Here is a 14566-nt window from a genome sequence, read left to right on the forward strand (position 1 = left end):
GCGCCGTTCCCCGTGCGGGGAAGCGGCCCAGGTGAGGGGACGGCGCTCGGTTCGGACCCCGTGGCCGGAGTGGCTACGATCGGACGGCGATGTTGAAGCTCCTGCGCCCCGCCGTCACCCGTGTCCTGTCCCCGCTCGGCCGGGCGCTCGCCCGCCGGGGGATCAGCCCGAACGTCATCACCGTCCTCGGCACGCTCGGGGTCGCCGCCGGAGCCCTCGGCTTCTATCCGCGCGGCCAGCTGTTCCTCGGGTCGGTCGTCATCACCTTCTTCGTCCTGGCGGACCTGCTGGACGGCGTCCTGGCCCGCATGCTCGGCAACGGCAGCGTGTTCGGGGCCTTCCTGGACTCCACCCTCGACCGCGTCGGCGACGCCGCCGTCTTCTCCGGGCTGATCTTGTGGTTCATGTCCACCGGGCAGGCCGTGCTGGCCTGCGTCGCGCTGTTCTGCCTGGTCGCGGGGGCCGTGGTCTCCTACGCCAAGGCGCGGGCCGAAGGGCTCGGCCTCACCTGTGATGTCGGCCTGGCCGAACGGTCCGAGCGCCTGGTGGTCGTCCTGGTCGCCGCCGGCCTCGGCGGGCTCGGCGTGCCCTACATCCTGGCCGTGGGCCTGTGGCTGCTCGCCGCCGCCAGCGCTTTCACCGCCGTGCAGCGCATCGTGCACGTTTACCGCCAGACGGTGCCAACATGAACCTACGGGCCGCGCATCGGCGATGATGCCCTGAAGTCCCGACCGGCGCCCCGCCGGAGCCTGTGACCTACCCATGGGGGTGAACCTCGCGTTGACTGATCGGCTCGTCGTATGGGCTTTCCACCTCGGCTGGGTGCTGGTGCCCAAGCTGCCCGAGCCGGTGGCCGCGTGGGCCTTCCGCCTCATCGCCGACCTCATCTGGCGCAGGCGCGGCAAGCTCGTGCGCCGCCTTGAGTCCAACCTGGCGCGGGTCACCGGCAAGGACGTCGCCGACCCCTCGGTCCGCGACCTGAGCAGGGCCGGCATGCGCTCCTACTTCCGTTACTGGATGGAGGCGCTGCGCCTGCCGGTGATCGGCAAGGAGCGCATCCTCACCGGCACGCGCGCCATCCACGGCGAGCGCATCTTCGACACCCTCGACAGCGGCCGGGGCATCGTGCTCGCCCTGCCCCACATGGGCAACTGGGACCTGTCCGGCGCCTGGCTGGTCCACAGCGGCCACACCTTCACCACGGTCATGGAACGTCTCAAGCCCGAGTCGCTGTACGAGCGGTTCGTGGCCTTCCGCGAGAGCCTGGGCATGGAGGTGCTGCCGCTGACGGCCCAGGGCGGCGGCACCGCGCACGCCTTCGGCACCCTGGCCCAGCGGCTGCGCGCCGGCCGCGCGGTCTGCCTGCCCGCCGAGCGCGACCTGACCGAGAAGGGCATCGAGGTCGACTTCTTCGACGGCAGGACCCGCATGGTCGCGGGCCCGGCGCTGCTGGCCGTCCAGACCGGCGCCGCGCTGCACCCGGCGACCATCTGGTTCGAGGACGCCGGCTGGGCGATCCACATCCACGAGGAGATCCCCGTCCCGGCCGAGGGGACGCGGCAGGAGAAGGTCGCCGTCATGACCCAGAGCATGGCCCGCGTCTTCCAGGAGGGCATCTCCCAGCACCCGGAGGACTGGCACATGCTCCAGCGGCTCTGGCTGGACGACCTGGAGCCCCGGTGACCGCGCCCGCGGCCCGGCCTGCCCGGGGCGGGGTGAGCGCGCCGTGAGGGTGGGCATGGTCTGCCCCTATACCTGGGACGTCCCCGGCGGGGTGATGGCCCACGTCCGCGACCTGGCCGAGGCGCTCATCGCCGACGGGCACCACGTGTCGGTGCTCGCGCCCGCCTCCGACGACGCGCCGCTGCCCTACTACGTGACCTCCGCCGGCCGGGCCGTCCCCGTGCCCTACAACGGCTCGGTGGCGCGGCTGGCGTTCGGCTTCCTGTCGGCCGGCCGGACGCGCAAGTGGCTGCGCGAGGGCCGGTTCGACGTGCTGCACGTCCACGAGCCGGCCGTCCCCTCGGTCGGCCTGCTGGCCGTGTGGGCGGCGAGCGGGCCCATCGTGGCCACCTTCCACGCCTCCTACCAGCGCTCGCGGGTCGTGGCCGTCACCGCGCCCGTGCTGCACACCGCGCTGGAGAAGATCTCCGGCCGCATCGCCGTGTCCGACGCCGCGCGAAAGACGCTCGTCGAGCACATCGGAGGCGACGCGGTCCTCATCCCCAACGGGGTCACGGTCAGCCGGTACACCGACGCCGAGCCGCTGCCCGGCTGGGGCCCCGACGGCGGCTCGGGCGGCGGCGTCATCGGGTTCCTCGGCCGCATGGACGAGCCCCGCAAGGGCCTGCCGGTGCTGCTGGAGGCCTTCGCCCGGCTCGCCCCTGAGCGTCCCGGCCTGCGGCTGCTGGTGGCCGGGCCGGGCGACGCCGACGAGGTGCTGTCGAAGGTGCCCGCGGCGCTCCGCGACCGGGTGGGGGTCCTCGGCATGGTCAGCGAGGAGGACAAGGCCCGCGCCTACCACTCCGTGGACGTGTTCTGCGCGCCCAACACCCACGGCGAGAGCTTCGGCATCGTGCTCGCCGAGGCCATGGCGGCCGGGGCCACCGTGCTGGCAAGCGACATCCCCGCCTTCCGCAAGGTGCTCGGCGAGGGCCAGGCGGGCGCGCTGTTCACCACCGGCGACGCCGCCTCCCTCGCCCGTGAGGCCGCGTCCCTGCTGGACGACCCCGAGCGGCGCGCCAAGCTGTCCGAAGAGGCCGGCGTGGCCGTGCGCAAGTACGACTGGTCCACGGTGGCCCGCGACGTCGTGCGCGTCTACGAGACGGTCGCCGCGACCACCAGCGGCGGCGTCGAAGAGGAGAGCCGCGGAGTGGTCCTGTGAGCGCCATGACCATCAGCCTGGTCGTCGGCGCGGTCATCGTGCTGACCGCCGTCTACATCTCCTGGCGGGCCGGTCGGCTGGACCGCATGCACATCCGCCTGGAGACCGCGCGGGCCGCCCTGGACGCCGCGCTCATCAGCCGGGCCGCCGTGTGCATGGAGCTGGCCGCCTCACGGGTGCTGGACCCGGCCACCAGCCTGGTGCTGGCCGCGGCCACCCACGAGGCCCGCTCGGCGGGGCCGGAGGAACGCGAGCACGCCGAGAGCGACCTGTCGCGCACGATCAGGGCCGTCATGGACCAAGACCGCTTCAGGGAGCGCCTGGCCGAGACCCCCGAGGGGGCCGCCCTGGCGGCCGAGCTGGACACCGCCGTCACCAAGGTCATCTACTCGCGCCGCTTCTACAACAACGCCGCCGAGGTGACCCGGCGGGCCCAGCGCCGCTGGCTGGCCCGCACCCTGCGGCTGGCCGGCCACACCGCCCCCCCGTCCTTCTTCGAGATCGACGACGCCGAACCCGCCTCCTTCGCCCACCAATCCTGACCCCCGGGGCAGGGGCCAAGACCGGGTGCGAGGATGCCGGTGTTCAGCGGTGGTCGCGGCCGTCGGTCCGTCGCGCGGCCGCGCGCCCTCCCGGTGCGGCCGGGCGGTCGCCGGGCTGGGGTGAGGGAGAAGTCAGGGTGGCGACCATGGTCTCGACCAGGGGGCGGGTGGCCTCGAAGGTCGTGGCGGTCAGGGCGGGGGAGCCGACCAGGGAGCGCATCACGCCCAGGCCGAGCATGAGCGCGCCTATCAGCTCCGCGCGCAGGGCGGCGTCCTCGCCGCCGAGGCGCTCGGTGAAGTCGCGCAGATAGCCCCCGCAGATCTCCTGGCGCAACTGGTCGCGGATCTCCGCCCGCCCCGAGGAGCGCAGCATCACCAGCAGCGGGTGCTCGCCGTCGAACTGCTCCCAGTCGGCGAAGACCACGTCGTGCAGCAGGGCGCCGACGACCTCCGGGATCGGCCGGTCGTCGCCGCCGGTCGGCCCGGCGGGCAGCTCGACGTGCACGGCCTGCGCGTACAGCCCGTCCTTGGAGCCGAAGTAGCGGAAGACCAGCGCCGGGTCCACGCCGACGTCGGCGGCGATCTCGCGCACGCCCGTGCCGTCGTAGCCGTGCTGGGCGAAGCGCCTGCGGGCGGCGTCGAGGAGCGCGGCGCGGGTGGCCGCCTTGTCGCGGCGTCGTGGAGACTGCATGCAAGTCAGCATAAGTCATCGATCGTTGACTTAGTCGCGGGTCCGCCCTAGCATCGGTTGTCATCGACTGATGACTTAGTGGGGAGAGGGCTGGGGCATGCGCACATACGTGATCACCGGAGGGACGGACGGCATTGGGAAGGGGCTCGGCCTGCACTGGCTGGGGCGCGGCGACCGGGTGATCGCCGTGGCGAGCGGCGAGGCCAAGGGTCGCGCCTTCCTCGCCGACGCCGCCGGCATCGGCGCCGCGGACCGGGCGACCTTCCTGCGGGCCGACCTCAGCACCGTCGCCGGCATGCGCCGCGTCGTCGAGGAGGTCGGCGCCACCGTTGACGCGGTCGACGGGCTGGTGTTCGGCGCCCAGCACTTCCAGTCGCGGCGCGTGGAGACCCGGGACGGGCTGGAGCACATCTTCGCCCTGGGCTACCTGAGCCGCTTCGTCATCGGCCACGGCCTCGTGGACGTTATGGAGCGGGCGGATAGGCCGGTCGTGATGAACGTCGCCGGGCCCGGCGGCCTGCCGGGCCGCATCCACTGGGACGATCTCCAGCTGCACCGGAAGTACGGGGGACATCGCGCCTCGATGCAGGTCTCCCGGTGCATCGACCTGCTCGGGGTGGACTTCCCGGTGCGCCACCCGCGGGCCCGCACCCGGTACGTCCTGTACAACCCGATGTTCGTCAGCACCGGCCTGGCCGACCCGTTGCCGCAGCCCTGGCGGGCCGTGATGAAGGCTCTCGCGCCTCTGTTCGCGATGCCGGTGGCGAAGGCGATCGTCCCGATCGCCCGGCTGGTGGACGACGCCCCTGAGGCTCCGGTGAGCGCGTTCCGGCGACAACAGCGGCTTCCGCTCACCGGCGAGGACTTCGACCCGGCCGCCGCCGACCGGCTCCACGCGGTGACGACCGACCTGCTGGCGCGCATCGACGCGCACGCGCGCTGAACGCCGCGCACGGGAACGTCCGGGGGTGGCCCCGGCGGGGGTGAGGCGGAGATATGGCCGGGATGTGCGGGGGCCGGGCCGGCCGGGGTGAGGCGGATGTGCGGCCGGCATGTGCGAGGGCCGGGCCGGCCGAGGGTGCGGGGGCGCGGGGCGACCGGGGTGGGGTCAGGGGAGGAGGCGGGCGCTGGAGCGGGCGTGGCGCAGCAGGGGCGGGCAGGTCAGGCGGGTTCCAGAGCGTGTGGGGAGCGCGAAGGCGATGGCCTTGGCCGGCTCGCCGCCGGTGAAGGTCGTCGTGACGTACGCCCGGCAGTGCCCCTGCGACAGCTCCCGGGTGAGCACCAGCCCCCTGCCGCCCTCGGCGTACAGGTCCAGCTCCGTCTGCCCGTACGAGCGGTTCAGGACGGCCGGGATCCAGCGCAGGTCCGGGTCGCCGTCCACCACCTCGCACCAGGTCGGCACGCCGCCGAGCTCATAGACCCGCAGCTCGTAAGGCGGCAGGCCGTGCCGCTCGGCGTTGGCCACCAGCTCGGCCACGATCGTCTCGGCGTCCAGCACCTCCTCGCCGGAAAGCCCCTCGGCCTGGAGCGCCTCCCGGACCAGGGCGCGGCCACGGCGGCACGCCGAACCGGGATGGAGCACCGCGACCACCACGCTCACCAGCGCGAAAGGGAACTCCCCGCCCGCCCCGCCGGTCGCGGCGAAACCGGCTTCCCCCTCGGTGACACGACGGTCCGCCGTCTCCTCGCGAACGCCTCCGTGCCCATCTCCTCCAATGACGCGTCCGTGCCCATCTCCTCCAATGACGCGTCCGTGCCCGTCCCCTTCGGGGACGCGGTCGCGCCGTGGCGCCTCACCCCAGCAGGTGCAGGCCGAGGCCGACCGGCCGGGGCGAGGACCGGCGTTCATGCCGTCCATGGGGTTCGCGACGGTGCGCCCGTCGGTGCCCGGGTCTCTCTGGGCGGGGATCGTCGGGCGTCCTGGGGGGACGCCGGGTGCGTCCGCTGACCAGTGGGGGATCGGCCGCATCGGGCTGCTCCTTCTCGGCTCTCGGCGACGGTGCTCCAGCAGGAGACCTGACCGAACGCCCGCAGGACAGGTCCCCTCTCGGGCGTCGCCGTTCGCCGCGCCGTCCAAGCGTCCCGGGGACCTTTCCGTCGCCCGCCGTGCGCGTCTGCGCGCCCAGTGGTCGTTTCCCGGTCGTTTCGGACGGGGGGCCGGGAATCCGTGCCGTCCCTATTGACAATGGGTCGCCGTCTGATTACGCGTGGTCATGGAGGTGGTCGTGGGCGGGTCGAAGCGTGGTGCGGGAAGGCCGGAGCTGGCGCGGGCGCGCAGGCGGATGGGCATGAGCCAGGAGGAGATCGCCGAGGCGCTGTGGGTGTCGCCGACCACCTGGAGCCGCTGGGAGCGCGGCAGGCAGGCGATCCGGCCGGTGTACCGGGCGCGGATGGCGGAGGTGTTCGGGGTGGACCCGGCCGAGGTCGAGCGGTGGATCGAAGGCGGTGCCCCGGTCGATACGGAAGCCTGGCTCCGCCCGGACTTCAGCGACCTGTCGCTCGCGGCTACGGTCGAGGCCGCCGGACGCCTGTGGAGGTGCGACATGGACCCCGATCGCCGTCATGTGCTCGCCGCCCTGCCCTTCGTGCCCGCGGCCCTCGGAAGCTGGCTGTCGGCCTGGAGTTACGGCGCCCCGGTCGCCTCCGCCGCCCACGACGGCTCCGGCCTCTCGGTGGGCCTGTCGGACGTCCAGCGCATCGAGGAGGCGCGGCAGGCGTTCGGCGAGATGGACCACCGCTTCGGCGCAGGGCTGGTCCGCCCGGCCGTGGTGGACTACCTGAACACCGTCGTCGCGCCTCTGCTCAAAGGCCGCTACACCGACAAGGTCGGCTCCGCCCTGATGTCGGTCGCGGCGGGAATGACGCAAATGGCCGGCTGGACGGCCTTCGACCTTGGACGGCACGGCCTGGCGCAGCACTACTTCGGCCAGGCACTCAAACTCGCCAGTGCCGGCGGGGACGCGCTGACCGGTGTGTGGGTCCTGACGAGCATGACCCACCAGGCCACCTGGCTGAAGCACTCCTCGCACGCGATGTGGCTGGCCCGTGCCGCCGTCGAGACCGCGCGCCGTGGCCAGGCGCCGCCACGTGTACTGGCTCCGATGCTCGTCAGGGAGGCATGGGCGACGGCGCTGCAAGCACGACCGACGGACGGCGGAGACACCCATGCCGCGCGTCGGGCCGAGCGCCTGCTCGCCGAAGCCGAACAGGTGCACGCCGAGGGCCGTACTGATCGCGATCCGGCTTGGACAATGTGGGCGGACGAGCCGGAAGTGGGCTCGGAGATCGGTCTGTGCTGGGAGTTGCTCGGCCGATACGACCGAGCGGTCGACCGTGCGCACTTCGCCGTACGAGAGTTCTCGGACAGACGCCCTCGATCGGCCCAGATAAATCTGATGAACATGGCCGACGCCTATCTTGGCATGCATGAAGTGGGGCAGGCGGTTACATCGGCCCGGACGGCCATCGGGATGGCTCGGTCGCTGACCTCCGTCCGGGCCGTCGAGCGCGTCAGGCAGTTCTCCGACCGCCTCGACCCCTACGCCGACACCGTCCACGTCAAGGAGTTCCGCGCCCACCTGGCCGCCGAGCTCACCGCCTGACGAGAGCCGCCAGGAGCCCCGACCGGCATGTGCCGGTTTCCACGGGTCCGCGCCATCGCCGCCCGTCCCTTCATCACCGCGGGACGGCATGACCACGCGCCAAGCGAAGGCCCCCGGTGACTGAGAAGGCTCGGGGTGATGGGGGCGTGGGTCTCCCCGCTAGGGTCGCGGAATGGGTTCTCAGCGGATGCCGGCGGCGGAGGTGGAGGTCTCCGCGGACCTGGTGCGGCGGCTCGTGGCCGCGCAGCATCCTGACCTCGCCCACCTTCCGGTGGAGATGATGGCCAACGGGTGGGACAACGTCATGTTCCGGGTCGGCGACGCGCTGGTGGCGCGGCTGCCGAGGCGTGAGGTGGGCGCCAGGTCGCTGGTGCACGAGCAGCGGTGGCTCCCGGTGCTTGGGCCCCGGCTGCCGCTGCCGGTTCCCGCGCCCGTGCGCGTCGGGCGGCCTCAGTTCGGCTACCCGTGGCCGTGGAGCGTCGTCCGGTTCCTGCCCGGAGGAGTCGCCTCGCGGAACCCGCCCGCCGACCCGCGCGCCGCCGCCGCCGGCCTGGGCGCGTTTCTCGGGGCGCTGCACACTCCCGCCTCGCCGGAGGCTCCGGCCAACCCCTATCGCGGCGTCCCGCTCGCCGGGCGCGCCCCGGCGCTGGCCCGGTGCCTGAGCATCGTGGGCGATCTGGTCGACCACGGGGCCGTGATGCGCGTATGGGAGGGCGCGGTCGCGGCGCCGCAGTGGGACGGGCCTCCCGCCTGGCTGCACGGCGACCTTCATCCCGCCAACATCCTGGTCCACGACGGCCGGGTCAGCGGCGTCATCGACTTCGGTGACGTCACCGCCGGGGACCCCGCCACCGATCTGTCCGTGGTGTGGATGCTCCTTCCCGCCGAATGCCATGACGCCTTCCGCGACGCCTACCACGCCGCCGCCGGGCGCGCGGGGGGCGACGACCTCTGGTTGCGGGCCAGAGGATGGGCGCTGGCCCTTTCGCTCGCGTTCCTCGCCCAATCGGCCGACGACCCGGTGATCGCCGAGATCGGCCGGCACACCATCACCGCGGTCCTCGCGTAGCTTTCCGGAAATGATGGGTCCGCTCGCGCCATGTACGGGATGTCCGCATCCGGTACTGACGAAGGAGACGCCCATGAGGACGGCGCGTGGATGATGACGAGGTGGCCCGGTTCGAGGCCGTCTACAGGGAGTGCTACGACCAGATCACGGCCTACGCGGTGCGGCGCTGCGACTCGCCGCAGGACGCGGCGGACGTCGTGGCCGAGACCTTCGCGATCGCCTGGCGCAAGCTGGCCGACCTGCCGCGGGGCGGGGAGGCCAGGCTCTGGCTGTACGGCGTGGCGCGCAGGGTGCTGGCCGACCAGCGCCGCAAGTCGGTCCGCCGGCGGATGCGCGACGTGGAGCTCGACGCCGAGATGGCCGATCTCTACGGCGATCCGCCGGAGGCCGGCGCCGAGCTGAGGGCGGTCGCGGCGGTGTTCCGGAGCATGCCGGACGACGATCGCGAGCTGCTGTCGCTGGTCGCCTGGGAAGGGCTCGGCCGGGACGAGATCGCCACGATGCTCGGAGTGTCGCGCAACGCGGTGCGCGTCAGGCTGCACCGCGCGCGCAGGCGCTTCGCCGCCGCGCTGAGCGCGGCCGATGTCCACCTGACGACGAGCAGCCGGATGATCCCGGCGGGGAGGCCGCTGTGAACGACGCGGAAGAGATCAGCCGGCTGCTGCGGCCACTGGCCCGGGTGGAGCCAGGAAGAAAGGGAAGCGGAGGGTCCGGCGCGGGCGCGCAGGCGCTGCTGGCCTCCATCACGGGCCGGCGGGCCGACGCGCCGGCGGTCCCTGGGCCGGACACGGTCGTCGCGCGGCCGGAGGCGGTGGCCGCAGGGAGCCCAGGCGCCCCCTCGGCCGGGCCCTTGGCCGGGCCGCGGCGCCGGTCCCTCCGGCTCGGCCCTCGCCGCCTGACGCTCGGCCTCACCGCCGCGGCCCTGCTCGCGACGGGCGTCGTCGTGGGGCCGAGCCTGGTGCGGGACGGAGGCGGTGTCGCGGTGTCCTACGCCAACGCGGCGGTGGACATCAGACGGGACGGCGACCAGTACGTCGCCCGCATCAAGGACCCGTTCGCCGAGTACGCCATGTACACCGAGGCGTTCCGGGCGGTCGGCCTGCGGGTCGAACTGCGCCCGGTGCCGGTCTCGGCGGGATACGTGGGGAAGATCCTCGGCATGGTGATCGCGTCGAAGGAGGCTCCCGACCGGCAGGCCACGCCGGATCCCTCCGGCCCCCGGTTCGGCGGCGTTCCGCTGACGCTGGGAACCGATCCCCGGGGGTGCGAACCCGGACGGTCCCCTGGCTGCGTCATGGTGATCCGGGTCCCGGCCGGGCTGACCGGGAGGGTGGACGTCCGGATCGGCCGCCAGGCCAGGGAGGGGGAGGAGTACGCCAACTTCGACGCGGCCCTGGCGCCGGGGGGGATGTTCCACGGGGTGCGCCTGCGGGACGGCCGCCCGGTCGGGGAGATCCTCGCCGAGGCGCGCAGGCGCGAGTTGTCGGCGGTGTTCAGCCTCATCCGCATCGACCCGAAGACCGGCGGCCTGTCCTTCGAGCCGCTGCCCGCGGACCGGGTGGGCGGGGGCTGGACGGTGTGGAACGCCTGGCAGGTGAAGGCCGGGGTGGTCCGGCTGCTGGTCACGCCCGGGCGCCTGCCCGAGAATCCCTTCTACAACGGGAGCGCCCCACCACCCGCCTCTGGTTGACAGTGGGCCCGGCCGAGCAGGTCCCGGCGGTGCCGGAGGCGCCCATCGTGCGGGGTGGGCAGGCCGTAGGAGGGCGTCCTTGGTAGGGATTGCGGCAAGTACTGGCAACGACTTGCCCTCTATTCGGGTGATACGACCGATCTTGCGTATTCGCCGGGGCCTGCGTAGGTAAGCTTCGTGGCGTTTCGCGACGAATCGGGAGGAGCCGCAGCTGTGCCAGCAAAACGGGTGATTGGCATCGCGTTGGCGGGGACGGCCGTTCTGGTGCCCGCCGTGGCGTGCTCCTCCTCCGGCGGCGGCGGCGCGGCGCCCGCGTCGCAGGGCGCGGAGCCCGTGGCCTCGGCCTCCGCCTCCCCGACCCCGCCGCCGGAGCACCCGTTCACCGGGCAGCCGGTGGCGGGGCGCCGGCCGGTGCTCGCCGTGAAGATCGAGAACACCTCCTCGGGCAAGCCGCAGCTCGGGCTGCGCAGCGCCGACCTGGTGTTCGTCGAGCAGGTCGAGGGCGGCCTGACCCGCCTCATGGCGGTCTTCTCCTCCAAGATCCCCGCCAAGGTCGGCCCGGTGCGCAGCGCCCGCATCTCCGACCTGCACCTGCTGCCGATGTTCGGCAAGCCCGCCCTGGCCTACTCGGGCGTGCAGAGCAAGATGGTGCCGCTGGTCCAGCAGGCGTCGCTGTACGACGTCTCCGACAGCGCCGCGCCGGGCGCCTACTTCCGCCAGCCCGGCCGCGTCGCCCCCTACAACCTGTTCGCCGACACCAGGAAGCTGCTGGCGAAGGCGCCCAAGGCCACCAAGGCGCGCGACATCGGCCTCACCTTCGGCGACGCGCCGGAGGGCGGGACCCCCAAGAAGTCGTTCACCGTGAAATATCCGGCGGCGACCTTCACCTTCACCTGGGCGGCCTCCCAGAAGCGCTGGCTGGTGACGCAGGACGGCAAGAAGGACATGGCGGCCGAGGGCGGCCAGCTCGGCGCCCCCACCATCGTCGTCCAGTACGCCAAGACCACCCGCTCGCAGTTCCACGACTTCACCGGCAGCTACACCCCTCTCATCCACACCACCGGGACCGGCAAGGCGGTCGTCCTGCGCGACGGCAAGGCCTACAAGGCGGAATGGTCGCGCTCCTCGGAGAAGGAGGGCGCCACGTTCACCACCGAGGGCGGCGAGCCGATGAACCTCAGCCCCGGCCAGGTGTGGATCGTCCTGGCGGCGCCCAAGCCCGTGCAGCCCTGATCCGGGGCACACGGTCCGCCGTACCCGTACAACATGTCCAAAGCGCCCGTGGAGTTGCGACGATCCGGACGGCGAGCGCCGGGCTGATCAGCGCCTACCATGGGACGGGAACCCGTCGTCACGCTCGTGAGGTAAGACCGTGTCCAGCAGCACCCCCGAAGTCGCCGAGACCACCGCCGTCACCGGCACCGCCCGCGTGAAGCGCGGCATGGCCGAGATGCTCAAGGGCGGTGTGATCATGGACGTCGTCAACGCGGAGCAGGCCAAGATCGCCGAGGACGCCGGGGCCGTCGCCGTCATGGCCCTCGAGCGCGTGCCCGCCGACATCCGGGCCGAGGGCGGCGTCTCGCGCATGAGCGACCCCGACATGATCGACGGCATCATCGCCGCCGTCTCGATTCCCGTCATGGCCAAGGCCCGCATCGGCCACTTCGTCGAGGCCCAGGTCCTGCAGGCCATCGGCGTCGACTACGTCGACGAGTCCGAGGTGCTCACCCCCGCCGACGAGGCCAACCACATCGACAAGTGGGCCTTCACGGTGCCCTTCGTCTGCGGGGCGACCAACCTGGGCGAGGCCCTGCGCCGCATCGCCGAGGGCGCCGCCATGATCCGCTCCAAGGGCGAGGCCGGCACCGGCAACGTCGTGGAGGCCACCCGCCACATGCGGCAGATCCGCGGCGACATCAAGCGCCTGGGCGCCCTGGACGAGGCCGAGCTCTACGCCGCCGCCAAGGAGCTGCGCGCGCCCTACGAGCTGGTCGCCGAGATCGCCAAGACCGGCAAGCTGCCCGTGGTGCTGTTCACCGCCGGCGGCATCGCCACCCCGGCGGACGCCGCCATGATGATGCAGCTCGGCGCCGAGGGCGTGTTCGTCGGCTCGGGCATCTTCAAGTCCGGCGACCCGGCCAAGCGGGCGGCGGCGATCGTCAAGGCCACCACCTTCTACGACGACCCCGACGTCATCGCCAAGGTCTCCCGCGGGCTCGGCGAGGCCATGGTCGGCATCAACGTCGCCACGCTTCCCGACAGCGAGCGCCTGGCCATGCGCGGCTGGTGATCTTCCCGCCGTCCCGGTGCCCTTTCGCGGCCATCGGGACGGCGTTTCACTTACATGGCGATTTGTCGCCTGGAATCGTGACATGTCGGCCGAGACGGGCGCCCCGAGCGGCCGAGGCGCGTTGATCGTCCGGAAATATCCGCTCTGACCTGGGTGTGGCTATACCTGGCGTTTGCTGGGCATAGTTGATGATCGTCATGTGATCGACAGGCGATCGTTCCTCGTGATGGGGCTCATAGCCGGAGTGCCGGGGGTGCCACCCCTGAGCGCTCCCTACGGCGAGCCCTTCACGCTCGGCGTCGCCTCCGGCGATCCCGCGCCCGACGGCTTCGTCCTGTGGACCCGCCTGGCGCCCGCCCCGCTCGCCGAGGACGGGTACGGCGGCATGCCGGCGGCCCCGGTGCCGGTGTACTGGGAGGTCGCCACCGACCCCGCCTGCGCCCGCGTCGTGCGGCGCGGCAGCGAGAACGCCGTGCGCGAATGGGCCCACGCCGTGCACGCCGAGGTCGGCGGGCTGGAGCCGGGCCGTGACTACTGGTACCGCTTCAAGGCCGGCCCCTACATCTCGCCGACCGGCCGCGCGGTGACCGCGCCCCCCGCCGGAGCGCCCGCCGCCTCGCTCACCCTCGCGGTGACCTCCTGCGCCAACTACCAGCACGGGCACTTCACCGCCTACACCAGGGTCGCCGAGGAGCGCCCGCACATGGTGCTGCACCTTGGTGACTACATCTACGAGCACGGCAAGGGCCAGGCGCCGTGCCCCGGCGGCAATGTGCGCGACCACGAGGGCGGCGAGGCCACCAGCCTGGCCGACTACCGCCGCAGGCACGCCCTCTACAAGACCGACCCCGACCTGCGGGCCGCCCACGCGGCGGCGCCCTGGGTGCCGATCATGGACGACCACGAGGTGCGCAACAACTGGACGAGCCGGTTGCCCGCCGCGCGGCGCGCGGCCGCCTTCCGCGCCTACTACGAGCACATGCCGCTGCGCCGCGCGTCGATCCCGAAGGGGGCGGCGATCCATCTGTTCCGCCGCCTGCACTGGGGAAGCCTGGCCACCCTGCACCTGCTCGACACCCGCCAGTACCGCGACCGGCCGATCTGCGGCTCCGGCTTCGCCGACTGCCCCAAGGCCGACGACCCCGGCCGCACGATCACCGGGAAAGCCCAGGAACGATGGCTGCTGGAGGGCTTCCGCGAGTCCAGGGCGCGGTGGGACATCATCGGCCAGCAGGTCTTCTTCGGCCAGCGGACCAAGTACCCCGGTCCCGAGAGGGTCGTGCGGCAGGACGCCTGGGACGGTTACACCGCCTCGCGCACCAGGGTCACCCGCGGCTGGCTGGAGGCCGGCACGCGCAACGCCATCGTGCTGACCGGTGACGTGCACTCCCACTGGGCCGGCGACCTCGCCCTGGACTACGACGACGAGGACTCGCCCCTGATCGGCACCGAGCTGGCCGTGACCTCGGTCAGCAGCGGCGGCAACGGCCACGACCACGACCGCGCCAGAGACGCCCTGCTGGACACCAACCCCCACCTGCGGTTCCATCTGCGCCGCCGCGGTTACCTGCTGCTCAAGGTGGAGCCCGCCGAGGTCAGGGCCGAGTTCAAGATCGTCAAGTACGTGAACACCCCCGGCGCCCCGGCCCTGGTGGCCGCCGGCTTCACCGTCGCCGACCGGATCCCCGGCCTGGTCCGCCAGGCCTGACCCGGCCGCCGGCCTCGGCCCCGCTCCGGGAAGTCCGGGCCCGTTTGGGACGTTGTTCCGCTTGGCCGTACGCTTCGGCGGTCGGGAACG

Annotated in this window: 14 protein-coding genes; 12 read left to right on the plus strand and 2 right to left on the minus strand. The window is 72.7% G+C overall.

From position 1 onward, the window contains the following. Positions 1-89: 89 nt before the first annotated feature. From pgsA to ABZT47_RS27170, 4 genes are all read left to right on the plus strand, one after another. Complete coding sequence (pgsA, locus tag ABZT47_RS27155; protein ID WP_354847790.1) at positions 90-689, plus strand: phosphatidylinositol phosphate synthase; 600 nt, start codon at positions 90-92, stop codon at positions 687-689. A gap of 91 nt (positions 690-780) precedes the next feature. Then, positions 781-1683 carry a phosphatidylinositol mannoside acyltransferase gene (locus ABZT47_RS27160; RefSeq protein ID WP_354847792.1) on the plus strand — a complete coding sequence of 301 codons (903 nt, stop codon included), beginning with the start codon at positions 781-783 and terminating at the stop codon, positions 1681-1683. A 43-nt stretch (positions 1684-1726) separates the two neighbouring features. Further along, positions 1727-2884: a glycosyltransferase family 4 protein gene (locus ABZT47_RS27165; RefSeq protein ID WP_354847795.1), complete on the plus strand. Its 1158-nt coding sequence runs from the start codon at positions 1727-1729 to the stop codon at positions 2882-2884. A 5-nt stretch (positions 2885-2889) separates the two neighbouring features. Then, complete coding sequence (locus ABZT47_RS27170) at positions 2890-3426, plus strand: hypothetical protein (protein ID WP_354847970.1); 537 nt, start codon at positions 2890-2892, stop codon at positions 3424-3426. A gap of 43 nt (positions 3427-3469) precedes the next feature. Here the strand turns inward: ABZT47_RS27170 and ABZT47_RS27175 are convergent, their stop codons facing one another. Continuing rightward, positions 3470-4117, minus strand: coding sequence for a TetR/AcrR family transcriptional regulator (locus tag ABZT47_RS27175; RefSeq protein ID WP_354847797.1), 648 nt, complete (start codon positions 4115-4117; stop codon positions 3470-3472). A gap of 97 nt (positions 4118-4214) precedes the next feature. Between ABZT47_RS27175 and ABZT47_RS27180 the strand changes: the two genes are divergently transcribed. After that, positions 4215-5060 carry an SDR family NAD(P)-dependent oxidoreductase gene (locus ABZT47_RS27180; protein WP_354847800.1) on the plus strand — a complete coding sequence of 282 codons (846 nt, stop codon included), beginning with the start codon at positions 4215-4217 and terminating at the stop codon, positions 5058-5060. Positions 5061-5225: 165 nt separating this feature from the next. On the opposite strand, the gene ABZT47_RS27185 is transcribed toward ABZT47_RS27180, so the two are convergent. Beyond that, the gene (locus tag ABZT47_RS27185; protein WP_354847803.1) at positions 5226-6086 is read right to left on the minus strand and encodes a hypothetical protein; all 861 of its coding nucleotides are present in this window, start codon (positions 6084-6086) and stop codon (positions 5226-5228) included. 256 nt (positions 6087-6342) lie between these two features. On the opposite strand from ABZT47_RS27185, the gene ABZT47_RS27190 reads away from it, so the two are divergent. The 7 genes from ABZT47_RS27190 to ABZT47_RS27220 all read left to right on the plus strand — a co-directional run bounded on the left by ABZT47_RS27190 (position 6343) and on the right by ABZT47_RS27220 (position 14476). Further along, the gene (locus ABZT47_RS27190) at positions 6343-7719 is read left to right on the plus strand and encodes a helix-turn-helix transcriptional regulator (protein WP_354847806.1); all 1377 of its coding nucleotides are present in this window, start codon (positions 6343-6345) and stop codon (positions 7717-7719) included. Positions 7720-7891: 172 nt separating this feature from the next. Then, positions 7892-8788, plus strand: a complete 897-nt coding sequence (locus tag ABZT47_RS27195; protein WP_354847808.1) for an aminoglycoside phosphotransferase family protein — start codon at positions 7892-7894, stop codon at positions 8786-8788. Between the two features lie 86 nt (positions 8789-8874). Next, complete coding sequence (locus ABZT47_RS27200; RefSeq protein ID WP_354847812.1) at positions 8875-9423, plus strand: RNA polymerase sigma factor; 549 nt, start codon at positions 8875-8877, stop codon at positions 9421-9423. Then, complete coding sequence (locus tag ABZT47_RS27205) at positions 9420-10478, plus strand: hypothetical protein (RefSeq protein ID WP_354847815.1); 1059 nt, start codon at positions 9420-9422, stop codon at positions 10476-10478. The genes ABZT47_RS27200 and ABZT47_RS27205 overlap by 4 nt, the downstream gene beginning before the upstream one ends. Before the next feature lie 213 nt (positions 10479-10691). Further along, positions 10692-11711: a DUF3048 domain-containing protein gene (locus ABZT47_RS27210; RefSeq protein ID WP_354847817.1), complete on the plus strand. Its 1020-nt coding sequence runs from the start codon at positions 10692-10694 to the stop codon at positions 11709-11711. A gap of 139 nt (positions 11712-11850) precedes the next feature. After that, positions 11851-12768 carry a pyridoxal 5'-phosphate synthase lyase subunit PdxS gene (gene pdxS, locus ABZT47_RS27215; RefSeq protein WP_354847820.1) on the plus strand — a complete coding sequence of 306 codons (918 nt, stop codon included), beginning with the start codon at positions 11851-11853 and terminating at the stop codon, positions 12766-12768. Between the two features lie 199 nt (positions 12769-12967). Continuing rightward, positions 12968-14476 (plus strand): alkaline phosphatase D family protein, encoded by a 1509-nt coding sequence (locus ABZT47_RS27220; RefSeq protein WP_354847823.1) that lies wholly within the window; start codon positions 12968-12970, stop codon positions 14474-14476. The last annotated feature ends 90 nt before the right edge of the window (positions 14477-14566 follow it).

This window comes from Sphaerisporangium sp. NPDC005289 (assembly GCF_040607455.1).
Lineage (GTDB): Bacteria > Actinomycetota > Actinomycetes > Streptosporangiales > Streptosporangiaceae > Sphaerisporangium > Sphaerisporangium rhizosphaerae.